Origin of the sequence: Arthrobacter sp. 2RAF22, from assembly GCF_052115325.1 — a bacterium.
GTDB lineage: Bacteria > Actinomycetota > Actinomycetes > Actinomycetales > Micrococcaceae > Arthrobacter.
In genome coordinates, this window is record NZ_JBFRGL010000015.1 from 40,248 (window position 1) to 66,400 (window position 26,153).

General features: G+C 63.0%; 24 protein-coding genes. 12 read left to right on the forward strand and 12 right to left on the reverse strand.

The genetic code is table 11. The features are described from left to right. Positions 1 to 54 precede the first annotated feature (54 nt). The 3 genes from purM to AB4068_RS12325 all read right to left on the reverse strand — a co-directional run bounded on the left by purM (position 55) and on the right by AB4068_RS12325 (position 3,277). The gene (gene purM / locus AB4068_RS12315; protein WP_236813108.1) at positions 55 to 1,215 is read right to left on the reverse strand and encodes a phosphoribosylformylglycinamidine cyclo-ligase; all 1,161 of its coding nucleotides are present in this window, start codon (positions 1,213 to 1,215) and stop codon (positions 55 to 57) included. Then, positions 1,212 to 2,831 carry an amidophosphoribosyltransferase gene (purF, locus tag AB4068_RS12320; RefSeq protein ID WP_284991916.1) on the reverse strand — a complete coding sequence of 540 codons (1,620 nt, stop codon included), beginning with the start codon at positions 2,829 to 2,831 and terminating at the stop codon, positions 1,212 to 1,214. Before purF ends, purM begins: the two co-directional genes overlap by 4 nt. A gap of 62 nt (positions 2,832 to 2,893) precedes the next feature. Further along, on the reverse strand, positions 2,894 to 3,277 hold the full coding sequence (locus tag AB4068_RS12325; RefSeq protein ID WP_306962021.1) for a hypothetical protein: 384 nt from the start codon (positions 3,275 to 3,277) through the stop codon (positions 2,894 to 2,896). A 136-nt stretch (positions 3,278 to 3,413) separates the two neighbouring features. Between AB4068_RS12325 and AB4068_RS12330 the strand changes: the two genes are divergently transcribed. From AB4068_RS12330 to AB4068_RS12355, 6 genes are all read left to right on the forward strand, one after another. Beyond that, positions 3,414 to 4,958, forward strand: a complete 1,545-nt coding sequence (locus AB4068_RS12330; protein ID WP_306962019.1) for an amino acid permease — start codon at positions 3,414 to 3,416, stop codon at positions 4,956 to 4,958. Between the two features lie 125 nt (positions 4,959 to 5,083). Continuing rightward, entirely contained in the window at positions 5,084 to 5,752 is a 669-nt protein-coding gene (locus tag AB4068_RS12335) for a FadR/GntR family transcriptional regulator (RefSeq protein ID WP_441433531.1), read from the forward strand. Then, positions 5,749 to 7,161 (forward strand): glutamine synthetase family protein, encoded by a 1,413-nt coding sequence (locus AB4068_RS12340; RefSeq protein WP_441433532.1) that lies wholly within the window; start codon positions 5,749 to 5,751, stop codon positions 7,159 to 7,161. The genes AB4068_RS12335 and AB4068_RS12340 overlap by 4 nt, the downstream gene beginning before the upstream one ends. A gap of 3 nt (positions 7,162 to 7,164) precedes the next feature. Beyond that, positions 7,165 to 7,965, forward strand: coding sequence for a gamma-glutamyl-gamma-aminobutyrate hydrolase family protein (locus AB4068_RS12345; RefSeq protein ID WP_059389935.1), 801 nt, complete (start codon positions 7,165 to 7,167; stop codon positions 7,963 to 7,965). Beyond that, positions 7,962 to 9,326 (forward strand): aldehyde dehydrogenase family protein, encoded by a 1,365-nt coding sequence (locus tag AB4068_RS12350; protein WP_441433533.1) that lies wholly within the window; start codon positions 7,962 to 7,964, stop codon positions 9,324 to 9,326. Before AB4068_RS12345 ends, AB4068_RS12350 begins: the two co-directional genes overlap by 4 nt. Before the next feature lie 43 nt (positions 9,327 to 9,369). After that, positions 9,370 to 10,152: a 3-oxoacyl-ACP reductase gene (locus AB4068_RS12355; protein ID WP_171983479.1), complete on the forward strand. Its 783-nt coding sequence runs from the start codon at positions 9,370 to 9,372 to the stop codon at positions 10,150 to 10,152. A 53-nt stretch (positions 10,153 to 10,205) separates the two neighbouring features. On the opposite strand, the gene uraH is transcribed toward AB4068_RS12355, so the two are convergent. Both uraH and uraD read right to left on the reverse strand, forming a co-directional pair. Beyond that, a complete protein-coding gene (gene uraH, locus AB4068_RS12360) occupies positions 10,206 to 10,547 on the reverse strand; it encodes a hydroxyisourate hydrolase (protein WP_265979873.1) in 342 nt (113 codons plus the stop codon). Beyond that, positions 10,544 to 11,074: a 2-oxo-4-hydroxy-4-carboxy-5-ureidoimidazoline decarboxylase gene (uraD, locus tag AB4068_RS12365; RefSeq protein WP_284991923.1), complete on the reverse strand. Its 531-nt coding sequence runs from the start codon at positions 11,072 to 11,074 to the stop codon at positions 10,544 to 10,546. The genes uraH and uraD overlap by 4 nt, the downstream gene beginning before the upstream one ends. Before the next feature lie 343 nt (positions 11,075 to 11,417). On the opposite strand from uraD, the gene AB4068_RS12370 reads away from it, so the two are divergent. Then, on the forward strand, positions 11,418 to 12,512 hold the full coding sequence (locus AB4068_RS12370; protein WP_441433534.1) for a pyridoxal-phosphate-dependent aminotransferase family protein: 1,095 nt from the start codon (positions 11,418 to 11,420) through the stop codon (positions 12,510 to 12,512). Between the two features lie 284 nt (positions 12,513 to 12,796). Here AB4068_RS12370 and bcp read toward each other — a convergent pair whose 3' ends face one another. From bcp to AB4068_RS12405, 7 genes are all read right to left on the reverse strand, one after another. After that, entirely contained in the window at positions 12,797 to 13,264 is a 468-nt protein-coding gene (gene bcp, locus AB4068_RS12375; RefSeq protein WP_306962004.1) for a thioredoxin-dependent thiol peroxidase, read from the reverse strand. A 67-nt stretch (positions 13,265 to 13,331) separates the two neighbouring features. Beyond that, the gene (locus tag AB4068_RS12380; protein ID WP_307055486.1) at positions 13,332 to 14,042 is read right to left on the reverse strand and encodes a winged helix-turn-helix domain-containing protein; all 711 of its coding nucleotides are present in this window, start codon (positions 14,040 to 14,042) and stop codon (positions 13,332 to 13,334) included. A gap of 9 nt (positions 14,043 to 14,051) precedes the next feature. Continuing rightward, positions 14,052 to 15,413: an allantoinase AllB gene (allB, locus tag AB4068_RS12385; RefSeq protein WP_306962000.1), complete on the reverse strand. Its 1,362-nt coding sequence runs from the start codon at positions 15,411 to 15,413 to the stop codon at positions 14,052 to 14,054. Next, complete coding sequence (locus AB4068_RS12390; RefSeq protein WP_441433535.1) at positions 15,406 to 16,644, reverse strand: glycerate kinase; 1,239 nt, start codon at positions 16,642 to 16,644, stop codon at positions 15,406 to 15,408. Before AB4068_RS12390 ends, allB begins: the two co-directional genes overlap by 8 nt. A gap of 22 nt (positions 16,645 to 16,666) precedes the next feature. Continuing rightward, a complete protein-coding gene (gene gcl / locus AB4068_RS12395; protein WP_307055490.1) occupies positions 16,667 to 18,445 on the reverse strand; it encodes a glyoxylate carboligase in 1,779 nt (592 codons plus the stop codon). A 132-nt stretch (positions 18,446 to 18,577) separates the two neighbouring features. Continuing rightward, on the reverse strand, positions 18,578 to 19,456 hold the full coding sequence (locus AB4068_RS12400) for a 2-hydroxy-3-oxopropionate reductase (RefSeq protein ID WP_441433536.1): 879 nt from the start codon (positions 19,454 to 19,456) through the stop codon (positions 18,578 to 18,580). A gap of 121 nt (positions 19,457 to 19,577) precedes the next feature. After that, positions 19,578 to 20,381, reverse strand: a complete 804-nt coding sequence (locus AB4068_RS12405; RefSeq protein ID WP_441433537.1) for a hydroxypyruvate isomerase family protein — start codon at positions 20,379 to 20,381, stop codon at positions 19,578 to 19,580. Positions 20,382 to 21,656: 1,275 nt separating this feature from the next. On the opposite strand from AB4068_RS12405, the gene AB4068_RS12410 reads away from it, so the two are divergent. The 5 genes from AB4068_RS12410 to AB4068_RS12430 all read left to right on the forward strand — a co-directional run bounded on the left by AB4068_RS12410 (position 21,657) and on the right by AB4068_RS12430 (position 25,888). After that, positions 21,657 to 21,833 (forward strand): hypothetical protein, encoded by a 177-nt coding sequence (locus AB4068_RS12410; RefSeq protein ID WP_306961992.1) that lies wholly within the window; start codon positions 21,657 to 21,659, stop codon positions 21,831 to 21,833. A gap of 695 nt (positions 21,834 to 22,528) precedes the next feature. Further along, a complete protein-coding gene (locus AB4068_RS12415; protein WP_441433538.1) occupies positions 22,529 to 22,720 on the forward strand; it encodes a hypothetical protein in 192 nt (63 codons plus the stop codon). Between the two features lie 36 nt (positions 22,721 to 22,756). Next, positions 22,757 to 24,028, forward strand: a complete 1,272-nt coding sequence (locus tag AB4068_RS12420) for a hypothetical protein (protein WP_441433539.1) — start codon at positions 22,757 to 22,759, stop codon at positions 24,026 to 24,028. Beyond that, complete coding sequence (locus AB4068_RS12425) at positions 24,025 to 24,687, forward strand: ABC transporter ATP-binding protein (protein WP_306961988.1); 663 nt, start codon at positions 24,025 to 24,027, stop codon at positions 24,685 to 24,687. Before AB4068_RS12420 ends, AB4068_RS12425 begins: the two co-directional genes overlap by 4 nt. A 331-nt stretch (positions 24,688 to 25,018) precedes the next feature. After that, positions 25,019 to 25,888, forward strand: a complete 870-nt coding sequence (locus AB4068_RS12430) for an ABC transporter permease (protein ID WP_306961986.1) — start codon at positions 25,019 to 25,021, stop codon at positions 25,886 to 25,888. Positions 25,889 to 26,153 lie beyond the last annotated feature (265 nt).

Consider the following 26,153-nt stretch of genomic DNA (forward strand, 5'->3'; position numbering starts at 1 on the left):
CCCACCCAACTGCCGGATCGGCAATGGGGTGGGCACTTTTTGCGCGGAGAACCCTTAGGCGTAAGCGTTCACGAGGCGCACGGCGCCGCCGTCGACGCCCTTGGCGCCCTGGACGTAGTCCGGACCGCTCTTGATGATCGAGTCGGAGTCCGCGGCCACCGTACCCATGACCCACGACGGCAAGCCGCGCTCGTTGAGGCGGGCCACGGCGGCGTCGGCGATTTCGGGAGACACGATGGCCACCATGCCGACACCGAGGTTGAGCGTGCGCTCGAGGTCGGCAAGGGGAACATTGCCGAGCTCGGACACCAGCTTGAAGATGGCCGGCAGTTCCCAGGTGGCGCGGTCAACCGTGGCCACGAGGCCCTGCGGCAGGACGCGGGCCAGGTTGGCTGCGAGGCCGCCGCCGGTGACGTGGCTGAAGCCGTGCACGGCGCCGGGCGCAGTACCCAGGCCGCTGACCGGGAACGCGCGGGCGAGGTCCAGGCAATCGGCGGCGTAGACGCGGGTGGGCTCCAGCAGTTCTTCGCCCAGCGTGCGGCCGAGTTCGGAGACCTGGCGGTCAAGGGCCCAGCCGGCGTGGTTGATAACGCGACGGACCAGGGAGTAGCCGTTGGAGTGCAAGCCCGAGGAAGCCATGCCGATCACGACGTCGCCGGCGCGGACGCGGTCCGGGCCAAGCAGGGCGTCGGCTTCGACAACACCGGTAGCTGCACCGGCGACGTCGTACTCGTGCTCACCCAGCAGGCCCGGGTGCTCAGCGGTTTCGCCACCCACCAGGGCAGTGCCCGCCACGGAACAAGCGGCGGCGATGCCGCGGACGATGTCCGCGATGCGCTCGGGGACAACCTTGCCGCACGCGATGTAGTCGGTCATGAAGAGCGGCTCTGCGCCGACTACGACGATGTCGTCCACCACCATGCCCACCAGGTCGAAGCCGATGGTGTCGTGGATGTCCATGGCCTGGGCGATGGCCACCTTGGTGCCGACGCCGTCCGTGGACGTGGCCAGCAGGGGCCGCTTGTACGTGAGCAGCTTGGAGACGTCGTACAGGCCGGCGAAACCGCCGACGCCGCCGAGCACGGAGCTGTTGTGGGTCGCCTTGACGGCGTCCTTCATGAGTTCGACGGCGCGGTCGCCCGCTTCGACGTCGACGCCGGCGGACGCGTAGGTGATGCCGGTTGTGTTCTCAGCGGCGGAGGATGCGGAGGTCATACGGACTCTTTCTTATCGGCGTCGGTCAGCAGGTTCTCAAACTCGGCGTCGGGTCCGGGATCGCAGCCCGTGGCGCCGGGCTTGTTGGCCGGGTCGTCCGAGTCCGCGGTTACGGCTTCGGCGGAGATGCCCGACGTCGGCAGCCCGCCGAGGTCGGTGCGCTCCAGGAGGTTCTTGCCCAGTTTGTCCGAACCCGGAAGTGCGATGGGGTACTGGCCGGTGAAGCAGGCGGTACAGAGGCGTTCGCGCGGTTGCTGGGTGGCGCCGATCATGCCGTCTTCGGAAATGTAAGCCAGCGAATCCGCTCCGATGGCCTGGGAGATTTCCTCGATGGTGGCGCCGTTGGCGATCAGTTCAGCGCGGGACGCGAAGTCGATGCCGTAGAAGCAGGGCCACTGGACGGGCGGGGAGGAGATCTTGACGTGGACGGCTGCGGCGCCGGCCTCGCGGAGCATCCTGACGATGGCGCGCTGGGTGTTGCCGCGGACGATCGAGTCATCCACTACCACCACGCGCTTGCCGCGGATCACGGATTCGAGGGCGTTGAGCTTGAGCCGGATGCCGAGCTGGCGCAGGGTCTGCGAGGGCTGGATGAACGTGCGGCCCACGTAGGAGTTCTTGACGAAGCCGTGCGCGAACGGGATGCCGGATTCCTCGGCGTAGCCCACCGCTGCCGGAGTACCGGATTCGGGGACCGGGATGACGATGTCCGCTACCTGGGTGTTCTCGCGGGCCAGCTGGCGGCCCATCTCCACACGGGACTCGTACACGGAGCGACCGGCAATCGACGCGTCGGGGCGCGCAAGGTAGACGTACTCGAAAACGCAACCGGCCGGCGTCGCTTCTGCGAAACGCTGGGAACGGACGCCGTTCTCGTCAATGGCGATGAACTCGCCAGGCTCGATCTCGCGGATGAAGCTCGCGCCGACGGTTGCCAAGGCGGACTGTTCCGAGGCGACAACCCAGCCGCGCTCGAGGCGGCCAAGGCACAAGGGGCGGATGCCGAAGGTATCGCGGGCCGCGTAGAGGGTGCCTTCGTCCATGAACACGAAGCAGAAGCCGCCCCGGATCTTGGGAAGCAGCTCAAGCGCAGTCTGTTCCAGGGTCTTGCCCTCTTCGCCTTCCAGGAGGGCGGTGACCAGGGCGGTGTCCGAGGTGTTGCCCTGCTTCATTTCTCCGGTCAGCTGACCGCCGTTGAGTTCGAGGATCATTTCCCGGAGCTCAGCCGTGTTGGTCAGGTTGCCGTTGTGCGCGAGGGCAACGGTGCCAGTGGCGGTTGCGCCCAGGGTGGGCTGCGCGTTGGCCCAGTGGCTTGCTCCGGTGGTGGAGTAGCGACAGTGGCCGACGGCGAGGTGCCCGGTGAGGGTGTTCAGGGTTGTCTCGTCGAAGACCTGGGACACGAGGCCCATGTCCTTATAGACATTGATGCGCTTGCCGTCACTGGTAGCAATACCAGCCGATTCTTGTCCGCGGTGCTGCAACGCATACAGCCCGTAATAGGTGAGTTTTGCTACTTCTTCGCCCGGCGCCCAGACCCCGAAGACGCCACAAGCGTCCTGAGGTCCTTTTTCGTCGGGGAGAAGATCATGAGAAAGTTTTCCGTCGCCACGTGCCACTGGTCAATTGTCGCATGATGTTGGCGTGGTACTTTCCCTCACGCGACATTGTGACCGGGATCCTATGCCCCGGCGTCGTCCTCTGTGGGGCTGGGCACGGACTCGACGACGGCACGCTGGGAACGCCGCACGCTGACTTTGTCGAGGACGAGGGCCGCGACGGCGCCCAGCAGCACGCCGCCCGCGGCGAAGGACACAAGGAAAAAACCGAAGACCGCCCCCGTGTCGAAACTTTGGTCGCCGGGGATCCCGTAGGCAACGAACGCGGCAACAATGATGCCGAGCACCCCGCCCAGTCCCATGAAGGGAACGAACTTCGGCGCACGGCGGACCGTGATCCCGCGGCGTTCCGGAGTGCCGTTGTCTGCCGCGGCGTTGCGTGCCGGGCTGTTGTGTGACGTGCTGTTTTGCGATGTGCCGTCGGCGTTCGCGCCCTCAGAAACCATGCCTTCCAGCTTACCGTTCCGAAGAGGTTGGTTTGTGGTCTGAAGTCAGACCATTGACAGATTGATGTGAAGTGGGTCACTATCGATGCGAGCGGTGTCGGCCCGTTCCCCCCTTCCGTTTAGAAAGAGAATAATCATGAGTGATCGTTCTACGGCAGCGAAGGTGCAGGCTGTGCAAGACGCAGATGCTGCGGCCCTCGCCGAGCTTGGCTACAAGCAAGAGTTACATCGCGGCATGTCCGGCTTCTCCAACTTCGCAGTCTCGTTTTCCATCATTTCGATTTTGGCTGGCTGCATTACCTCCTTCAGCATTGCGCTCAAGTCCGGCGGTCCGGCTGCCATCAACCTGGGTTGGCCGCTGGTTGGCGTTCTAGTCCTGTGCGTGGCGCTCTCCATGGCCGAGGTTTGTTCGCGGTACCCGACCGCCGGTGGCTTGTATTTCTGGGCCGGCAGGCTCGCCAAACGCAACAAGCGGGCCTGGGCCTGGTATGTCGGGTGGTTCAATTTCCTCGGTGAAGTGGCCGTCACGGCCGCAATCGACTTCGGCTGCGCCACAACAATGATGGCTTTCGCGGCGCTGACTTTCGGCGTTGAGCCCACCCCGGGCGGTACGTTCGCGCTGTTCGTCGTCCTCATGGTTATCCACGCCCTGCTCAACAGCTTCGGCGTCAAGATTGTCAGTTTCCTGTCCAATGTCTCGGCCTGGTGGCACATCGTGGGTGTCGCGATCATTGTGGCGGCGCTGTGGCTCATGCCCACGAGCCACCAGTCCTTTGACTGGACGATGACCGCGTGGCACAACGAAACCGGCTTCACTTTCGGGCCGTACGTCTTCCTCATGGGCCTGCTCATGTCGCAGTACACCTACACCGGCTACGATGCTTCGGCCCACGTTGCCGAGGAGACCAAGAACGCAGCCATTGCGGCTCCCAAGGGGATTGTCATGAGCGTCGTCATCTCCATCATTGGTGGCTGGATACTGCTCTACTCACTCGTCGCGGCGATCCCGGACGGCTCAGAGGAAGGCCTGACCACTCTTGGCGCTACGGCAACAGGCTTGCCCCCGGCGCAGATTTTCCTGGATGCATTGGGCAACCCCGGCGTAGCGAAATTCCTGCTGGCCATCGTGGTGGGCGCACAATTCTTCTGTGGCATGGCCTCAGTGACCGCCAACTCACGCATGACCTACGCTTTCTCCCGCGACAATGCACTGCCAGGCTCCCGCATCTGGGCCAAAGTCAACGCCCGGAGCGGCACCCCCACAAATTCCATCTGGCTCTGCGTTGGCTGCGCGATCGTGCTCGCCTCACCAGCCCTGTTCAACACCACCGCGTATTTTGCCGTGACGAGCGTGGCCGTCATTGGCCTCTACATCGCGTACATCACCCCCGTGTTGCTCCGCAGGCTCAACAAGAACTTCGTACCGGGCCCGTGGCACCTGGGGAAATGGAGTCCCATCATCAACTGGGTAGCGATTGTGTGGGTCGCCATCATCGTGATCCTCTTCGTTCTTCCGCCCGTCGCAGACATCACCATCGACACGTTCAACTACGCGCCGATCGCCGTCGTCGTCGTGTTCCTCCTTGCCACCGTGCTTTGGTACACCACGGGGCGCCGGACGTTCATGACGAGTGCCGAGCAGGAGCACCTGACGATCGACGCGGATAAGCTGCTCAACTAGCAACACTCGCGGGCCGCCGGCGGTTCTTCGCCGGCGGCCTCCCAGCCAGGAAGGTCGCCATGTTCCTCGTTGAACCGATTGAATCCCCCCTACTTGAGACGGTCTTGCTCCCCGCGCGTGGACACATGGCTTTCGAGTCATGCGTTGAGCACTTGGGATCGGCAATCCAGTTGGGGATCTTCAAAACCGGTGAGCGCCTCCCGCCCGAGCGCGACTTGGCCGAGCGCATGCAGGTCTCCCGGGCCACGCTGCGGGAAGCGATCAGCGCGTTGCGAGCCGCGGGCTTCGTCACGACCGTCCGGGGGCGGGGCGGCGGAACCATCGTGGAACCGGTCGGCAACGCCCGGCCGCCGGAGCGCCTCGACAACAAGGACAGGCAGGGGGAAATCAGCGACATCCTCATCTTCCGTTCCGTGATTGAACCCGGGGCTTGCCAGCGGGCGGCCTCGATGCGGCTCAGCGAGGATCAGCGTCAGCTCCTGATTGATTCCTTGGCCGAGGTTGAAAACGCGGGTTCCCCGGTGGAATACAGGCAAGCCGACGCCCGCCTCCACCTGGCTTTCTCCGCTGTTGCGGGGTCGTCCGAACTCAATAAAGCCAGCACCACCATCCAGACAAAGATCCACGAGTTCCTCGCGGAAATCCCCTTTCTGCAGCGGAACATCGAACATTCAAACCAAGAGCATCGATTGATAGTGCAGGCCATCCTCGACGGCGAGCCTGCAGCGGCCCGAAGCGTCATGGAATTGCACTGCGAGTCCACTGCCGCACTACTCAAGGGACTACTGAAATGAGCAGCACTATGAACGACATTTCGAACACCGCGGACACCACTGTTCACCCCCGCAATGACCGTATGCTCACCGTTGAGCAACTCAAGGCGCGGATTGCCGAGGGCGCCATAGACACCGTGATTCTCGGCTTCACCGACATGCAGGGCAGGCTTCAGGGCAAGCTCCTTCACGCGCAATTCTTCCTGGATTCCGTCCTGGAGCACGGCACTGAAGGCTGCAACTACCTCCTCGCCGTTGACACCGAAATGAACACCGTGGATGGCTATGACATTTCCTCGTGGGAAAAGGGCTATGGTGACATGCTCTTCGACATGGATTTGGACACCATCCGTGTCCTTCCCTATCGCGAGGGGAGTGCGCTGATCCAGTGCGATCTGTCCACGACCGACGGCACTCCGGTCTCCGTTTCGCCCCGCGCCATGCTCAAGCGCCAGACGGCCAAGGCGGCCGAGCGCGGTTGGAAGGCACTTGCCGGAACCGAGCTTGAATTTGTGGTCTACAACGACTCCTACGAGCAGGCATGGGAGCTGGACTACAAGCACCTCACTCCTGCCAATCAATACAACGTGGACTACTCGCTCCTCGGATCCGGCCGCGTGGAACCCCTGCTTCGCCGGATCCGGAACGAGATGTACGCAGCCGGCATGACCGTGGAATCAGCCAAAGGTGAATGCAACTTCGGCCAACACGAGATCGCGTTCAAGTACGACGAGGTGGTCACCACGGCGGACAACCATTCCGTCTACAAGACCGCGGCCAAGGACATCGCCCATGACATGGGCCAATCCATTACCTTCATGGCCAAGCCCAACGAGCGCGAGGGCAATTCCTGCCACATCCACCTGTCCCTTCGCGGACTCGACGATGAACTGGTCTTCTGGGACAAGGCCACCGGCGCCCGCACCAAGACCTACGATCACTTCATCGCCGGGGTGCTTGCCACGATGCGGGAATTCACGCTCTTTTACGCTCCCAACATCAACTCCTACAAGCGGTTCGTCAAAGGCTCGTTCGCTCCGACGGCGGTGGCCTGGGGCCTCGACAACCGCACCTGCTCAGTGCGCCTCGTGGGCCACGGTCAGAGCGCCCGGCTGGAAAACCGGCTACCGGGTGGTGACGTCAACCCGTACTTGGCGCTGTCGGCCATGCTTGCCGGCGGGCTCTACGGAATCGAAAACGAGCTCGAACTCGAGCCCGGAACCCTTGGCAACGCCTACACCTCGGGCGCTCCCACCGTGCCGACGACGATGCGGGAAGCGCGGGATCTGTTCGCCAACTCCGTGATCGCCAAGGAAGTCTTCGGCGAGGAAGTGGTGCGGCACTACGTGAACTACGCCGACGTCGAACTGGCAGCTTTTGAGTCCGCCATCACGGACTGGGAGCTCCGCCGCGGCTTCGAAAGGCTGTAGGCGATGACTCAGAATCAGACACAGGCTCCAGGTTCAAGCCGGCCTCCTCGCATCGCGTTGACCACGTATCTTCAAAACGCGAAATGGGGGATTTGGGACGCGCGGGCAGCGGTACTGCCGGCAACGTATTTGGAAGCCGTGGTGGCGGCAGGCGGCACCCCTCTCCTGCTGCCGCCCATCGGCACCGATACTTCCGTCCTTGACCTCGTGGATGGCCTCGTTGTGGTGGGAGGCGCCGACGTCGACCCCGGAAATTACGACGCCGAGCCCCACCCGAGCACACGCAGCCAGCCCGAGCGGGACGAGCACGATATCTCGTTGACGCTGGCGGCCTTGGAGAAGGGCATTCCGCTCTTCGCGATCTGCCGCGGCGCGCAAATCCTCAACGTGGCCCTGGGCGGAAACCTCATCCAGCACGTGCCGGACGTGCTGCCCGAGGCGAACTACCAACCTGCTCCCGGAGTCTACGGGGAGGTTGAGTTCGATACTCGGCCGGGCAGCATCAGCGCGCAACTACTAGGTGAAAAGGCATCGGCGCCGGTCTATCACCACCAGATTCTTGACCGGGTTGCCGAAGGCCTTTGCGTCACCGCGCGTGCGGCGGACGGGACGGTCGAGGCCGTCGAATCGACCCAAGGAAGTTGGGCGTTGGGCGTTCAGTTTCATCCTGAACAAAATCGTTCCGACGTGCGGCTCTTCGAAGGATTCATTGAGGCTGCCAGAAGGTACCGGGACGGGGAACTCTACGCTGAGCGCCTCAACCCATCGACGGAATTCACAGCGACAGAAAAGAGCTGGGCGTGAGTGCCACAATTTTTGACATCATCAATCCGGCCACAGAAGAGTTCCTTCAAACCGTTGAGCTGGCATCCCTCGCCGAAACGGACGCGCTGATTGCCCGCGCGGCCGCTGCCTTCGAGACCTGGCGGAACGTGTCGCCGTCGGACCGGGCACTGCTCCTGCGCCGGTTCGCGGCCGCCGTCGACGCCGATCTGGAGAACCTCGCGCAACTGGAAGTCCGCAACGCGGGGCATACGATCGGCAACGCCCGCTGGGAAGCGGGCAATGCGCGCGACGTCATCAGCTACTACTCGGCGGCTCCTGAGCGGCACTTCGGGCGGCAGATCCCCGTTGCCGGAGGCCTCGATGTGACGTTCCACGAGCCATTGGGCGTTGTCGGCATTATTGTGCCGTGGAACTTTCCGATGCCGATCGCGGCGTGGGGCTTCGCTCCGGCGCTCGCGGCGGGCAACACGGTGGTACTCAAACCCGCGGAACTTACGCCGCTGACCGCGATGAGACTCGGGGAGCTGGCGCGCGAGGCCGGCCTGCCCGATGGCGTGCTGACTATCATCCCCGGGAAGGGCTCCGTTGTGGGGGCGCGCTTCGTCACCCACCCTGCGGTGCGAAAGGTCGTCTTCACCGGGTCCACCGGGGTTGGCAAGCAGATCATGGCCGGTTGTGCCGACCAGGTGAAGCGCGTGACGCTCGAGCTGGGTGGGAAGAGCGCGAACATCGTGTTCGCCGACGCCGACCTTGAGGCCGCTGCTGCCGCAGCACCAGGCGGCGCGTTCGACAACGCCGGCCAGGACTGCTGTGCCAGGTCCCGGATCCTGGTGGAAAAATCGGCCTACGACAGCTTCTTGGAGCTTCTCGAGCCCGCCGTTCGGGCTGTCAAAGTCGGCGACCCGGCGGATGAAAGTACCGTCATGGGGCCCTTGATTTCCGCCCGGCAAAGGGAAACCGTTGCAGGCTTTGTGCCCTCGGGAGCGCCCATAGCTTTCCAAGGCGAGGTGCCCGAAGGGCCGGGATTCTGGTTCCCGCCCACGGTCCTGGCTCCCGACTCCTTCGACGACCCGGCAGTGCGGGAGGAGATCTTCGGACCGGTCGTCGTCGTCGTTCCCTTCAACGACGAGGGGGACGCGGTACGGATTGCCAATGACACCGAATACGGCCTCTCCGGATCGATCTGGACCCAAGACATTGGCCGGGCCTTGCGCGTGGCCCGCGGGGTGGAAGCCGGAAACCTTTCGGTGAACTCCCACTCTTCAGTCCGGTATTCGACGCCGTTCGGCGGCTTCAAGCAATCGGGCCTGGGCCGCGAACTGGGTCCCGATGCCCTCGATTCCTTCAGCGACGTAAAGAACGTCTTCATCGCGCACTGAACCCACCAACTTTGGAAGACCCATGATTCAAGGAGAGATCACCATGACCGAATTCATTTCACACCGACTCAAGGACCGCACAGCCGTTATCACCGGCGGCGGCAGCGGGATCGGTTTGGCCACGGCAAAGCGTTTCGCCTCGGAGGGTGCCAACGTGGTCATCGCCGATATCGATCCGGCAGCCGGAGAAGCAGCCGCGGCCGCCGTCGATGGCATCTTCGTGAAGGTCAATGTCACAGACGAGCAGGAAGTCATCGACCTCTTCGCCGCGGCCAAGAGCCACTACGGCAGCGTCGATATCGCGTTCAACAACGCGGGCATTTCGCCGCCGGACGATGCATCCATCCTCGACACCGGAATCGACGCCTGGCGCCGGGTCCAGGAGGTCAACCTGACGAGCGTCTACTACTGCTGCAAATACGCGCTGCCTTACATGTTGGAGCAGGGCAAGGGCTCGATCATCAACACCGCGTCCTTCGTGGCCGTGATGGGTGCGGCGACCTCGCAGATCTCCTACAGCGCCTCCAAGGGCGGCGTGCTGGCCATGACCCGTGAGCTCGGCGTCGAATTCGCGCGCAAGGGGGTGCGAATCAACGCGCTGTGCCCGGGACCGGTCAACACTCCGCTGCTGAAGGAACTCTTCGCCTCCGATCCGGAGCGGGCCGCGCGGCGCTTGGTCCACGTGCCCTTGGGCCGCTTCGCCGAGCCCGAGGAACTGGCCGCTGCGGTCGCCTTCCTGGCGAGCGACGACGCCTCGTTCATTACCGCGTCGACCTTCATGGTTGACGGCGGAATCTCCGGAGCCTACGTCACGCCGATCGACTAGCGGAAGCTTCCAGGTCGGTTCCCCACTCCAGCTGTGGGTGGGGAACCGATGGGTTAGCTGCCCCGGTACGTGGAGAACGCGAAGGGGCTGAGCAGGAGCGGCACGTGGTAGTGCTCACCGGCGTCGGACACCGTGAAGCTCAAGTCCACCTCCGGGAAAAAGGTGTCAACGCCTTGTGCCTTGTAATACGGACCGGTCGCGAAGTTCAAGCGGTAACTGCCGCCGTCGACCCTCTCAGGGCCAAGGTCCTTGATCCGGCCGTCCGCGTCCGTGGTGCCGCTAGCTACGTGGCGCCAGTTGTCGCCGTCGCGCACGGAGAGAACGACGGCGACGCCGGCCGCCGGGCGCCCGGAACCGGTGTCCAGGATGTGGGTGGTGATCTGGGAAACACTCATTTGCTGGGTTCTCCTTCGCTGCTCCCGCTGTCTTCGCTGATCACGCCGGCAAGACGCAGCAGGGCGATTTCGCGCAATTGTCCGGCCACGATCAGGTCTTCTTCTTCCGCGGTATGGGTCAGGCGCTCGTGGAGGGAGGCCAGGATGTCGTTGGCTGTCCGTCCTGCTGCCCGGATGAGGAAGACGCGGCCGAACTTGGCCTCGTACTCTCGGTTGCCTTCGGCCAAAGCGGTGACGACTCCGTCATCGCCGGGGTCGACGCCCGCCTGTTCGGAGCGGGACATCGCGGCTTCGGTGGTCTGCGCCTTGGGTCGTTCGCCGATCCGCGGGTGATGGGCCATCGCGGCCGCCACTTCGTCCGACGTGAACGGCTCGGCGGTTTCCCGGGCGAAATCGAGCAAGGAGTCCAAGCCGCTGAACGGACGCGCATCTGCGACGTGCTCCACCCAACGCTGGATGTCGAGGCATGGGCGGAGGACGTCGATGGCGTCCGCACGGTCCACGCTGTTGAATACTTCAAGCTGCATGCTTGTTCATTCCTCGTGCGAGTGCTGGCATCCATGGTGTTGGCTATGCGGAACTCCGGCGATTCCTGCCGGATGGACCTGCGCGCCTCCGCACTCCAGGCCTTCCACATCATGGAACTGTTATTTCAGCATACGTAATAGTGAATCCAATGACAGCCGTGGTGTCAAGAGAATACCGCACCCCGGTCCTCCCTCCTTCCCGCTTTGGCCTCTCTGCGACGCTCGCTCACTTATGCCGCCGTTTCCCGAAACGCTCGCTCACCTTCGGTGGGTTCTACCGAAACGCTCGCTCACCTTCGTCGCCTGGTGGACAATGTCAGCAACGAGCCAAAGGAGTTCCGCCATGCCAGAGGTCCTGACATCCCGGTATCTGTTCGGGCCGGGTCCCAGCAATTGCTATCCGGAAGTGACGGCCGCATTGGGGTATCCGGTGATCGGGCACCTGGATCCCGTGTTCATCGAGCGACTGGACCGGACATGCGCGGGGCTTCGGACGGTGTGGGGGACCCGGAATGCCCGCACCCTGCCATTGAGTGCCACTGGTTCCGGCGGCATGGAGGCTGCCTTTGTTAATACAGTGTCCGACGGCGACGTGGCAGTCATTGCCGTCAACGGGCTTTTCGGGGAGCGCATGTGTGAGGTCGCCCGGCGGTGCGGTGCCACGGTGGTCCGCGTCGACCATGAATGGGGCCAACCGGTGGATTCGGAGCGGGTCCTCGCCGCGCACCCCCATCCCAAGGTGATTGCCGCTGTCCATGCCGAAACCTCCACGGGTGTCCTGTCCGACGTCGCGCCCCTTGGCGCCGGCAAGGGCGATGCCTTGCTGATCGTGGACGCGGTGACGTCCATCGGCGGACTGGAACTCCTGGCCGACGACTGGGGGATCGACGTCGGGTATGCCGGGACGCAGAAGTGTTTGGGAGCGCCCCCTGGCTTGTCCCCGTTCACAGTGTCCGAGCGCGCTTTCGAGCGACGCGTCAGGGAGCCTCGTTCGTGGTACCTGGATATCGGCCTTCTGGGCGGGTATGTCGGCGCGGCGAGCGGCAGCCGAACGTATCACCACACGGCGCCGGTGACCATGATCGCGGGGCTAGAGGCGGGACTTGACCGCATCTTGGCCGAGGGGCTCGCGGCTGTTCAAGCGCGGCACCGTGCCGCCGGGGCCGAGTTGCGCGACGGCCTCGAAGCGATGGGGCTCGAGCTGTTTGCCGCGGAGGGCTCGCGATTGCCGAGCCTCACCACGGTCAAAGTGCCCGACGGCGTGGACTCGGCCGCCGTCCGCGCCTACCTTCTGGAGAACTTCAGTACGGAAATCGGCTCCGGTGCGGGTGCGTTTACGTCGACCGTTTGGCGGATCGGCATGATGGGGCCGAATGCCAACAGGGCGTCGGTGAAGCTCGTGCTTGGCGCGCTGGAAGAAGCGATCGCGAAGGCATGACCCTCGCTCACATATCGACGCTCAAGCCATGACGCCCGCTCACATATCGACGCTCATGCCGTGACGCTCGCTCACATATGAAGGCCAATTCCGAAATGCCCGCTCACTCCTGGCCGAAAATAGAGAGTCCTCCTGCAGATCATGATCTGCAGGAGGACTCTCTATTTGGCCTCATAGGTGAGCGAGCGTCGACCCGGGAGTCGTCATAGGTGAGCGGGCGTCGGCCCGGGAGTCGTCATATGTGAGCGGGCGTCGGCCCGGACGGCCTTGTTTGTGAGCGGGCGTTACAGTCCGAGTTCGGCCTTCAGGGCTGCTACGTGGCCCTGGGCCTTGACCTGGTACTGGGTCAGCTTGACCTTGCCTTCGCCGTCGAGCACTACGGTGGAGCGGACCAGTCCGTCGACTACCTCGCCGTTCACGAGTTTCTCGCCCCAGGCGCCGTAGGCCAGCGCTACTGCGTGGTCTTCGTCGGAGAGGAGCGGGAAGGTCAGGGAGAAATCGCCGGCGAAGTGTGCGATCTTTTCCGGGGCGTCGGGGGAGATGCCCAGGACTTCGTAGCCGGAGGACTGCAGGCTGGCAAGGCTGTCGCGGAAGTCGCAGGCCTCGGTGGTGCAGCCGGGGGTGGCGGCTTCCGGGTAGAAGTACACGATGACGTTGCGTCCGCGGTAATCGGACAGGGAAACTTTCTGGCCTTCGGAGTTAAGCAGCGCGAAATCGGGGGCCTGGGTTCCGGCGAGGAGTTTCTGGGTCATGTTGCGATCCTTGACTTGTCGGGCAACCGCCGTGGCCGGCGATCAATCTAATGGTGTAACGGGCTGCCTAGATGCAGTATTCCGCAGGTCCGCGGACGGTGGAGCCTGGTCCGGGCACGAACTGGTAGCCGCCTCCACGCACCGTGGCGATGACATGGCGGGCTGAGCCCAGCTTGCGCCGGACGCGTCCAACATACACGTCGATCGACCGAAATGCCGCGCCGGGACAGTCAAGTGACTCCAAAAAGCGTTGCAATTCTTCACGTGGGATGGGGCGGGACAGGTTTTCCACGAGGTAGCGGAGGAGGCTGTGTTCCATCGCGGTGAAGCTGACAGGCACACCGTCGAGGAGGACGGTATTCGCGGCCAGGTCTACTGCCACGGTGCTGCGTCGTCCGGCCAGGGAGACCGGCGACGGAGCGGTTGCGCGGTTTTCGGCGTCGGGCACTTCCGACGCCGAACCGCCGTCGGACGCGGCGCCGGACGAGCCGGAAGAATCACCGGACGTTGCGGCTCCGGCGGCGGGCCAAAGGAGGACTTCCGCCCCCGGAGCAAGTTTGCGGGCCCGGGCCAGGACCGCTTCAGCGGCCCGGGCCCAAACCTCGGGATCGATCTCGCGGCCTTCGCCGGGCTGTACCCACACGGCGAGTCCGCGCGGGTGCATCCCGGGCCGAACCAGACCGGGCCGAAGCGCGGAAGGCCGGGGGGCGGGCTGGTGCCGCGAGGCGTTGAGCCGTGCGGGCAGTTGCCCGTACGGGGCATGGACGTTGACGGCCATGGCTTGGCCTTACACGCCGCCGCGGCGAATCAGCTTGCCGCTGGGCGTCCGGCCGTCGATCTCGCTGCCGCGCAGGTACGTTTTGCGTACGACGCCGGAGAGCGCCTTGCCGTCGTACGGCGTGATCGGGTTCTTGTGCTTGAGCTTCTTGACGTCGACGACGAACGCGTCGTCGGGCGCGAAGATGGAGAAATCAGCGTCGTACCCGAGCGCCAGCTGGCCTTTATTGTGCAGGCGGGCCAAGGCGGCAGGCTTCTCGGACATCCAGGAAACCACCTGCTCCAGGGTGATGCCGCGGTGCCGGGCTTCGGTCCAGATCAGAGAGAGCCCCAGCTGCAACGAGGAGACCCCGCCCCAGGCCACGGCGAAGTCGCCGTTTTCCAGGTCCTTCAGGTCAAGCGTTGAGGGCGAGTGGTCCGAGACGATGCAGTCGATGGTGCCGTCCTGTAGGCCCTGCCAGAGCAGCTCGCGGTTGGAGGCCTCGCGGATGGGCGGGCAGCACTTGTACGCGGTGGCGCCGTCGGGGATTTCCTCGGCCATGAGGGTGAGGTAGTGCGGGCAGGTCTCAACGGTGAGGTGCACGCCGTCGCGCTTTGCCGAAGCGATCATCGGGAGGGCGTCCGACGACGAGAGGTGCAGTATGTGCGCACGTGCACCGGTCCAGCGGGCACGTTCGATGACCTCGGCGATGGCCTTGTTCTCGGCGCCGCGCGGGCGGGAGGCAAGGAAAGTGGAGTAGTGCGCGCCGCCGGGGTGCGGTGCGTGGTCGATCGCGTGGGAGTCCTCGGCGTGGACGATCATGAGGGAGTCGAAGGACTTGAGCTCCGCCATGTCCTCTTCCATCTCGTCCGCGTCCAGGTGCGGGAACTCGTCCACACCGGAGTGGAGCAGGAAGCACTTGAAGCCGAAGACGCCCTCGTCATGCAGCGGGCGGAGGTCCTTCTTGTTGCCCGGGATGGCGCCGCCCCAGAATCCGACGTCCACGAACGCCTGGTCCTCGGCAACTTCGCGCTTGAGCTTCAGGCCTTCCACGTTGGTGGTGGGCGGGATGGAGTTCAGCGGCATGTCGATGATGGTGGTGACGCCGCCGGCTGCCGCAGCGCGCGTGGCGGAGGCGAAGCCTTCCCATTCGGTGCGGCCGGGCTCGTTGACGTGAACGTGGGTGTCAACGAGGCCCGGGATGAGGGTTTCGTCGTCGCCGAGCTCGATGATTTCGGTGCCCTGCAGGCCGTTGCCCAAAGGCTCGATAGCGACGATCACGCCGTTGCGGACGCCGACTTCGCGAGCGGTGATACCGGCGGTAGTGAGGATGCGCTGGCCGCGGATGACCAGGTCAAACGGGCCGTGTGCCGTGGTGGTTTCTTCAGACATGGAGTTGCTCCTTGGTCTCGGTTCGCGCTGCGTCTTGGGTGGATACCGCTTTTTCAGAGAGGCGCACGCCGATGTGCTTACCCAATTCTTCAAGCAGCGGCCCTGCTTCAGCTATACATTTCTCTACATTGGATTCGAGCTCGGTCAATGCGTGGACCGACTCGAAACCGGACTCCGAAAGTTGTTCCGGGCTCAGCGTACTGCGGCCGCAGACGGCAATCACAGGGATCCCCGAACGCGCCGCCGCCCGCGCCACGCCCATCGGCGTTTTGCCGAGCAGGCTTTGTTCGTCGAGGCTGCCTTCGCCGGTGATCACCAGGTCCGCGCTGGCCAACCGCTGCTCGAGTTCAGTGAATTCGAGCACGACGTCGATGCCCGGCCTGCGTGCCGCGCCCAGCGCCGCGATGGCGATGTAGCCGACGCCGCCTGCCGCACCAGCGCCTGGAGCCTGTGCGGCGTCCTGGGCTTCGGAGCCGATCTCGTTGGCGAGGACCTGGACGAAGTGGGTCAGAGCCGCGTCGAGCGAGGCGACATCGTCCGGCGTCGCGCCCTTCTGCGGTCCGAAGATCGCGGCGGCGCCGGTGCGGCCCAAAAGGGGATTGTCGACGTCGGACGCCAGGACGAACTCGGTGACCTCCAAGCGGACGTCGAGGTTCGAGAAGTCGATCCGGTCCAGGCGGGCCAGGGCCGCGCCGCCGCCGGGGAGTTCGTTCCCTTCGGCGTCGAGTAGGACGGCGCCGAGGCCTTGCAGGACGCCGGCGCCGCCGTCGGTGTTGGCACTCCCGCCGACGCCGAGGATGATGTGCCGGCAGCCGAGGTCCAGGGCGGCCCGGATGAGTTCGCCCGTGCCCAGGCTTGTGGAGCTCTTGGCCGTTTCGGTAGACGGGGCGCTGCCGTCGCCGAAGCCCGGCAGCACCGCAAGCCCGGAGGCCGCAGCCATTTCAATGACGGCTTCCTCGCCGCGGACGGCGAACTCGGCCGTGATCGGCTGGCCCGTGGGTCCGGTGACCGTCGTGCTGCGGCGGGTGAAGCCGGAGCCGACGGCGGCGTCGAGAGTCCCCTCGCCGCCGTCGGCCACTGGAATGAGAGTGGTTTCAAAGCCCTCGGCTGGCAAACTCGCCGCTGCGCGGCCAGCGGCAAAACCTGCCCGCAATCCGGCGCTCAAGCGGCTGGCGACCTCGGGAGCTGACAGCGATCCCTTGAACTTGTCCGGGGCTATGACCACACGCATTCCGTACCTCCTTCAGTACTTACTAGTCCAGCATCGAGATGATCGAAGTGGGGGCGTCCGCCCCGCGCTCGGCCAGATCTTCGAACTCGTTCACACCGTTGATTTCAACGCCCATGGAGATGTTGGTGACCTTTTCCAGGATCACTTCAACCACCACGGGAACCTTGAACTCGCCCATGAGCGCCTTGGCCTTGTCGAAGGCGGCAGGCAGGTCGGACGGGTTTTCCACGCGGATGGCCTTGCAGCCCAGGCCTTCGGCAACCTTGACGTGGTCCACGCCGTAGCCGTTTGTTTCCGGGGAGTTGATGTTCTCGAACGCCAGGGACACGTTCTGTTCCATGTTGAAGCCGCGCTGCGATTGGCGGATCAGGCCCAGGTACGAGTTGTTCACCACCACGTGGATGTACGGCAGGTTGAACTGTGCGCCCACGGCCAGCTCTTCGATCATGAACTGGAAGTCGTAGTCACCGGACAGGGCAACAACGGTCTCGTCCGGCTTGCCGCGAACGACGCCGAGGGCGGCCGGGGCGGTCCAGCCCAGGGGGCCTGCCTGGCCGGCGTTGATCCACTTGCGCGGGCCGAACACGTGCAGCAGCTGCGCACCGGCGATCTGCGAAAGGCCGATGGTGGACACATACGTGGTGTCCTTGCCGAACGCCTTGTTCATCTCTTCGTACACGCGCTGCGGCTTGATCGGCACGTTCTCGAAGTGGGTCTTGCGCTGCAGCGATCCCTTGCGGGCGGTGCACTCGGCGACCCAAGCGGAGTAGTCCGGCAGGGACTTCGCTGCCTGGCGCTCGCGTGCCAGCTCGATCAGCCCGTCCAGCGCCGCACCGGCGTCGGACGCGATACCGAAGTCCGGCGAGAACACGCGGCCGATCTGCGTGGGCTCGATGTCGATGTGCACGAACTTGCGGCCCGCGGTGTACGTGTCCAGGCCGCCGGTGTGGCGGTTGGCCCAGCGGTTGCCGATGCCGATCACGAAGTCCGAGGCCAGCATGGTCTCGTTGCCGTAGCGGTGCGAGGTCTGCAGGCCCACCATGCCGGCCATCAGCACGTGGTCGTCCGGGATGGTGCCCCAGCCCATGAGGGTGGGGATGACCGGAACGTTCAGCAGTTCGGCCAGTTCAACCAGCTGCGCGGAGGCGCCGGCGTTAATGATGCCGCCACCGGCGACGATCAGCGGGCGCTCAGCCGCGGTGAGCATGTCCAGCGCCTTTTCCAGCTGCTTGCGGCTGGCCTTCGGCTTTTCGACGACGATGGGCTCGTAGGCGTCGATGTCGAACTCGATCTCGGCCATCTGCACGTCGAACGGCAGGTCCAGCAGGACCGGGCCCGGACGGCCTGAGCGCATCAACTGGAAAGCCTTCTGGAAGGCGCCCGGAACCTGGCCCGGTTCCAGGATGGTCATGGCCATCTTGGTGACCGGCTTGGCGATGGACTCGATGTCCACGGCCTGGAAGTCTTCCTTGTGCAGCTTGGCAACGGGGGCCTGGCCGGTGATGCAGAGCATGGGGATGGAATCTGCCCAGGCTGCGTACAGGCCGGTGATCATGTCCGTTCCTGCAGGGCCCGAGGTGCCGATGCAGATACCGATGTTTCCGTCCGCCGCACGGGAGTAGCCGTCAGCCATGTGGCTGGCGCCTTCAACGTGGCGGGCCAGGGTGTGGCGGATGCCGCCGTGTGCCCGCATCGCGGAATAGAAGGGGTTGATTGCTGCGCCTGGCAGGCCGAACGCCTCGATGGCGCCTTCCTTTGCCAAGATGGCGACGGCTGCGTCTACAGTGCGCATCTTCGTCATGGTGTGCTCCTTGAAAAGTCTGTTTTTGCCCGCTTCGGGCGGATTTTTGGGTGTGTCTGGGGGAGCCGGCGTCGGAAATGCCCGACGCCGGCTGCTGGTTTTCGCTTGTTTCCGCCCTTTGGGGCGGGCGGCTTACTTGCGGCCGCTGAGCTGGAGGACCTGCTTGAAGAGGCCGGAGTGGTCGAGTCCGCCGTCGCCCTGGTTGACAGTGGCGGCGACGAGCTGTGCGACGACGGCGCCGAGCGGGATTGCGACGTTGGCTTCGCGGGCTGCGGAGGTGACGATGCCGAGGTCCTTGTGGTGGAGGGCAAGGCGGAAGCCGGGGTCGAAGTTGCGGTCGAGCATCTTCTGGCCCTTCTGGTCGAGGACCTTGGAGCCGGCCAAGCCGCCGCCGAGGACCTTGAGGGCTGCGTCCGTGTCCACGCCGTAGGCCTCAAGGAAGGCGATAGCCTCGCCGAGGACCTCGATGTTGACGGCCACGATCAGCTGGTTGGCTGCCTTGACGGTCTGGCCGGAGCCGGAGGGGCCGACGTGGATGATGGTCTTGCCGACGGCGTTGAGGACATCCTGTGCTGCTTCGAAGTCGTCTGCGTCGCCGCCGACCATGATGGAGAGGACGGCGTCGATGGCACCCTGTTCGCCACCGGAAACCGGGGCGTCGAGCGGGCGGATGCCGGCGGCGACGGCGTCTGCCGAGAGGCGGGCCGCGACGTCCGGGCGGATGCTGCTTGCGTCGATCCAGAGGGTGCCCTTCTTCGCGTTGGCGAAGACGCCGTCCGGGCCGCTGACGACACCTTCGACGTCGGGGGAGTCCGGCACCATGGTGATGACGACGTCGGCGTCCTTGACGGCGTCGGCGATGCTCGTGGCACCCTTGCCGCCTTCGGAGACGAGCTTGTCGATCTTGTCCTGGCTACGGTTGAAACCGGTGACGGTGTGGCCGGCCTTGACCAGGTTGATGGCCATGGGGAGGCCCATGATTCCGAGTCCGATAACTGCAACGTTGCTCATGATTTTCCTTACTGAAGTCTTTTTTAGCTCAAGTGTGCTGGACCCAACTAGCTCGCAGTTGATGTCGTTTTGAGGGCTCTAAACGACATCAACTGCTACTCAGTTGGGTCGTAGGGGTTCGCTAGTGGGAGGTGGCGCGCTGGCGGATGGCCCAGCTGAAGGCCGTTTCCTGCGGTTCCTTGTATTCGAGGCCGATGTAGCCTTCGTAGCCGAGTTCGCGGCTGCGGGCGATCCATTCGCCGAGGGGAAGCTCGCCGGTTCCGGGAGCCCCGCGGCCGGGGTTGTCGGCGATCTGGATGTGGCCGAAGTCCTTGGCATGGTTTTCGATGACGGCTGCGACGTCGTCCCCGTTGACTGCCAGGTGGTAGAAGTCGGCGAGGAGCTTGACGTTCGTGGCGCCGGATTCTTCCTTGACGCGGGCGATCACCTTGAGGGCGTCGGCGGCCTTGAGAAGCGGGTACTTGGGGGCGCCGCTGACCGGTTCAAGGAGGACGGTGCCGCCGATGCGTGCGACGCCTTCCGCGGCACTGGCCAGGTTCTCGGCGCCGATGGCGTCCTGCTTCTCGGCCGATTCGCCGTCCACGCGGTTGCCGTAGAGCGCGTTGAATGCCTTGCAGCCCAGACGCTCGCCGATGCCTGCGACGACGTCGATGTTGTCCAGGAATTCGGAGGAGCGGGCGGGCCGGGAAACCAGGCCGCGGTCACCGCCGGGCATGTTGCCGGCGTTGAAGTTCAGGCCGGTGAGCTGAACGCCAGCGTCCTTGATGGCGTTCTCGAACTCGGTGACCTGGGCGTCCGACGGGACGGAAGTCTCAAAGGGCCACCAGAATTCGACGGCGTCAAAGCCGGCAGCCTTCGCGGCTGCGGGGCGCTCGAGCAGGGGCAGCTCCGTCAGGAGGATGGAGCAGTTCACTGTGTACGTCATCGTAGGTGTCCTTCCGGGGGAGGGCTTGGGATCCATCTTCCACTTGGCTTGTTCTCTTGGGCTAGTTCGCCCTTGTCGATTTCCGCTTTGTGGAATTTAGATTCTGCTTTATGAAAAGTTTAGGGAAGGAGGGGGTGGGAGTCAAGGGGGCGTCTTGCGTGGAGGTGGTTTGGGATACCAGATGGCGGGGTTGGGTGGGCTGGGAGGGGGGGGTGGATGCGAAGTCCACTCTGGCCTCGCCGCCCGATGCGGACATCTCTCTACGTGTTCAGCCTCGATTTACACGGAGAAGCGCCACCGACCACACGGAGATTGCCCGATTCCACACTGAAATTTGGGTCTCCCAGCACTGAGTTTCCTCTTTTCTACACTGAGACGGCTTTTTCGCCCTTAGCCTTCCCGTATGGGTTTCGATTTCAAATCGGAACCACAGATGGATTGGGGGATTCGTGGAAAATCGCATCTTGATTGCTCGGGACGTCCCATCGGCAACACCCGCCCGTGGCCCGCTTGCGAGCATCCTGGGCCCCCTGCGATCAGAGCTGCGGTGTGCCCCTGCGCAAGGGGTTATTACCGGTGGCGGCGGTCTTCGGAATGGATCGAAATGCTCTATTACCTAGACGAACTCCTGACGGCTATGGACGCAACTCCGGGCCGACGCTGGTTCAACCTAGCAAGTGCGGTGCTCACCGTTGTGATATTCGGTGCACTCGCCAGAGCAGGCGTGTCGAGCTGGGTTATCGTCCCCGCGGTTTGCATTGAATTCTTATGCCATGGAGCCCTTGTTGCCGTCTGGGCCCGAAAAGACGCTTTCGATGCGTACAAACAAAGCGAACGCGCATGCGAACCCTAGTTATCCCTGTCGCCCCAGCGGTCGTAGCTAACTCCCCCAGAAAGGTTCCGAAAATGATCTTTTCATCAGCTATCCGCAGAACGGCCACTGCGCTCGTGCTCACGTGTGTCGCTGGCAGCACTATTGTCGGGCTCCTTCACGAACCGAAGACACCGCCTCTTGCCTGGACCTCCATAGCTATTGGCGCGGTTGCCCTGGTCCTAGTGCTCACGACAAGGCGAAGTCCGAAGCGCGATGCTGGTCTGTTCGCGATCAGCGGGATGGGTAGTGGCGTTTTCACGGGAGCGGCGACCGTTGGCTTCCCCGGGTCGATTCCGATATGGCTTTGGACAATCGGCGCGATCTGTCTTGGAACCATGTCTCTCGTCGTCGATGCTGAGGCCTCCGAAAACAAATCCGTCAGTAGTCTCTAGGTGCCGGCCATGGGAAGGCTATTCGTTCTCGCGCTGGGGTCGGTGGTGGTCCTGTTCGTGGAGCGCCTGATCTGGGGCCGAGAGCGGGCACCTCCGTACTTGAGCAAAGGACTCGTGTACCGCGACCCCGGTCCCGTTCCGTGCGATCGGCTCGGGGTGGAGAACATGTTCGATATTCATGTCTGACCAGAAACGCGGTCGGAATTCAAAGGCCGACCGGTAATTGAGAATGGGGAATCGAATGAAAATGGTTAGGAATGCAAGGAAGGTAGTTGCGGTAGGTGCGCTGACAGCGCTCATGGCAATTGGGGTCGCGTCGGGAGCGCAGGCCACTAGCGCATCGGGCACGGCGTATTTCGATAACGGGCAGCCGATCACGGCAAATATGTGGATTCAGCCGGTATCAAATGGCGGTTGTGGGAGTTTTTCCTCGTCGGCTGTGATGAACGTATCACCCAATTGGATTCGCAATACGACATCGTTCTATCAGTACGGTGTTGGGTCCATCAGCATCAAGGGTGTCAATGTATCGGGATCCGGAACCAGTAATCCGGCGACACTTCAGTGGACCAACAGTAACGGTGCTCGTGGATCATATCTGAGTGGCACAGTCTGCATGGGTTGGGGAGCGTTCTACTTGGGTGCGGATGTGGCGGCCACCGCTTACTATTACGGCAATTTGCGCACTGCCTCCGCGCGCGTATGACTAAGAGATCGGCACTGCAGAAATGAAAAGAAGCCTAGGTATATGCCGTCAAAAGTTGCAGAACATACGAAACGCCAAACTGTTTTCGGTGCTAATCGTGGCTATGCTTTTCCTGCCTGCCTGCAGTGCCGATCTCTCCGCACCCGCTAACGATGTGTCTGCCATACAAGGGGACTTGAAGAAGCTCGAGGGAACCAACGGCCTCATAAGGATGCCCGAGGGGGAGGGCCAAGAGCGTGGAGATCTGTACACTACGGCAGTGTACTCCGAGGACCTTGGGACCTACCTGCTGGCCGCGGACAGCGCCAACAGGACTGTCCGTGAAGCGCTCAGCGAGCAGTCCACAGTCGACCTGCCGACGCTATGATCGGCGCTTAAGCTGATTAGGACTGCCGGCGCGGCTGTGCCTGCCGAATTAGAGGAGAAATTGGCCAGTGCCTCGATGACTCCGACGCAACAGGATGTAGGCGCGGAAATCGCCGCGCTGTGGTTTTGGATCGATATCGGTAGGATGCAAGGCTGGTCCGCGATTGCTGCAAAGTCCTTTGGGGGAGAAGCGCTCGTACGGCTTGGCGCAATTGACGTCAACTCGATCGCGGAGAAGCCCTATCTTCTGTGGCGTCTCTTCGATTCCTATTCGGCTCTGCAAAAGGCGAAACCCAGTCAATTGGAACGAGCATTGAAGAACGTGGATTCCAGGAAGCTCCCTGGCGACTATGAGTCAACCCTTGACTTTCAAGCCGCTCTTGAAGTGAGAGCAACTCTTGGAAAGGATCTGGTCGTTCCAAATGACGCTAGAGAACATATCGTTAGGCTTCTGGATTCAAACCAGGTGCATGATGACGCGCTGATCGCCTCAATGCTGCGTTCCCTGGAATTGCTGAACGCTCAGACCGAGGCGCAACGACTTGTCAAGGACCGTATCGCACCCAGGGTTGACCAGACGACGGGACTTATCCGTTCATCGACTCTCGCCAAAGGCTCGGTCCACGGGACGTATCTTGCCGCAAGACTCCTCGACACTAACTTTCCAGAGGTCACGAGCGAAAGAACCAGAGACGAATTGGAACGGGTGTTGAAGGCACCTGGAACCGATCTGATCACCCAACTCAAGGCGCTTGTGGCGCTTAAGCGCTCCGGATCTTCATCCTGGGGGAGCTACGGTTCGATCATCGAGCAGGGAAGGGCAGCGCTTCCGGCTGCCGTGACATTCGCAAATCTCAGCGGGTACATCGACCTGGTGGATGTTCTGGTGCAGCTTGAGCCTAATGCCCGGTTGGCGCGACTGGAGACGTTCGACGCAGACCCCGGGGTTGAACATCTACTTTCCGGAGCGCTAATGGCGCTCTCCAACTCCATGTACTTCTCAAACAGCGAAGAAGTGAGATCAATGTTTCCGGCCGTCCAGTCCGCTCTCCCGCAGCTCATCGGTTCATCCAGAGGAAAGGGCCTGAACTACTTTCGGGCGTTGACCGCCATGACGAACGCAAGTCGGTCCGGACTTGGATCAAACGACTTCGACAAGGCGGCCGAGGAACTGCGGATTCTGAAAGGCTGTAAAGAATTCCCGTCTCTGTATCGGATGGAACCAGACAAAGCGTCACCATGCAGCCTCTCGATTTCAGCTGCCATGATCGCGGTCCCGGGTGCCTACGATTTCGGGGAGAACAAGTGACTTCGGTACTTCGTCTTGAGAACATCACCAAGTCTTTTTCAGATGAACGCGGGACCCGACAGTTGGTCCTTTCTGGAGTCAGCCTGAACGTCCAGGCAGGTGAAATCGTCTGGCTGCGAGGTGAATCGGGTTCGGGGAAGTCAACCATCCTGAATATCTCCGGACTTCTATCGACCCCCGATGCCGGCAAAGTGTGGATCAACGGTAACGACAGAACCGATGCATCGTCCCGGACGGCTAGTCGTGTCCGCTCGAGCGAAATTGGAATGGTGTTTCAGAGCAGCAACCTTCTTCCCGAACTTACGGCGCTGGAAAATGTTCTCCTTGCCAGCAGCAAGCCCATGACACGCGCAACGATTACGGAGCAGTTGGAACGCTTCGGTCTTGCGGCGGTCGCTGACCGGCAAGCGAAGAGGCTTTCCGGCGGCCAGCAACAAAGAGTCGCGTTTTGCCGCGCACTGATCAACGAACCATCGCTGCTACTAGCGGACGAACCAAGTTCGGGTCTTGACGCGCCAAACACTGAAGCCATCCTGGACGCCATGCGAAGGGGCGCCGACGGCGGGTGCGGTGTCCTCGTCGCTTCCCATGACGAAGTCTTCCAGCATGTGGCCCACCGTCAGCTTCCGATGAAGGAGTTGCTCCTTGAACAGAAATAGAGCCTTTGCTGCGAGGTCGGTGCGGCTTTCTCTCTCGAAATTGAGGCCACTCGCGGTCCTGATGAGTCTTGGCATCGCGGTATTCATATTCGCCGACAGCATCGTTGGGGCAGGCATAAGTTCATACTCAAACAAGATCAGCACCAACTCCGCACTGAATTATGTGGAGGTGACTTCAGTCGGTCCAGACTCAGCTCGCGAGATCACTGACGACTCGTTGTCCCGGTTCGACCAAATCGATCATGTGGTGGGATCCTTCGGCTGGGCACAAATTGACCTCGCCATAGAGGACCCAGCGAACTGGCCGTCACCGAACAACCCAGGCGCGTTCATGGGTACGCCATTCATCAGCGGCATCACCCCGAAAATACTGCTCGGCGATGTCTCCGAAGACGGCCCTGGGGAAGGCCAGATCCTGCTCCCCGACAAGGGTCAGGGCCAGAAATACACCGAGCTGCTCGGCAAGGAAATGAGCTTCGTGTATACGAAGGAAATCGGCCCCGGCAACGGCGAACCCGTTTCCATATCGCTCCGCGTCTCAGGTATCTATGACAACTCGTCGCCGCGTACGGATGGCGCACAAGCTGCCTACGTCTCCAGCAAGGTACTTCAGTCAACACTCGCCAATGCCCGGCCAGCCACCAAAACGCTGGTCTATCCCCGCGCATATGTGCGCGTTGACTCAGCGGATGAAGTGGTCAACGTGCAAAACCAAGTCCGAGCCCTCGGGTACTCCGTGAACAGCGTAGCGGGCCAAATCCGGTCCCTGTCAGGCCTCTTCGCTCTTCTTGCCCTTGTCAGCTGGGTGATCGGTGGCTTCCTGATCATCTTTTGCCTCGGCGTCGGGGTGTCCGTTGGCGGCAGTTGGATCAAGCAGCGGGCCCGCGAAGTGGGTCTCCTTAAAGCCATCGGCTGGTCGGGGGCCTCGATAGCAGGGGTTTACATGGTCGAGTTGGCTGCAGTAGGCCTCATCATTGGCGTGACGGGGGCGCTCCTGGGAACTCTTTGCTCCGTCATAGGAACGGCGGTCTTCAACGGACTGCAGCTCGACCTCCTGCCGGTGACCGCATGGGCCATGCCCAACTGGCTGCTCGTGCTCGGAGCACTCCTCTGCGTTCCTTTGTTCTTGTGCCTTGGAGCCCTCGGCCACGTCGCAAGACTCGCCCGGCTCGACGCGGATTCCTCGCTGAGGGACCTGTAGATCCCCTAGTGCCCCAGACTCCGAGCAAACCGCCCCCGACCGCGTTTTCCGCGGTCGGGGGCGGTCCGAATACTTCGGCTTGGGGCGGGGCGTCCGCGACGTATTTGCCGGTCTTGAACCAGACGAAGCATGGAGTTCCTGTCCTTGACCATAGGGACACCGAACTCGAAGCCAGGATCTCGTCCAGATCTGCCCGGAATATCTCACTGTCCACGCGCGGCAGGTGCCGGCGGCTGGCGATCAGTCGTTCTGTTTGGCGGCTGCG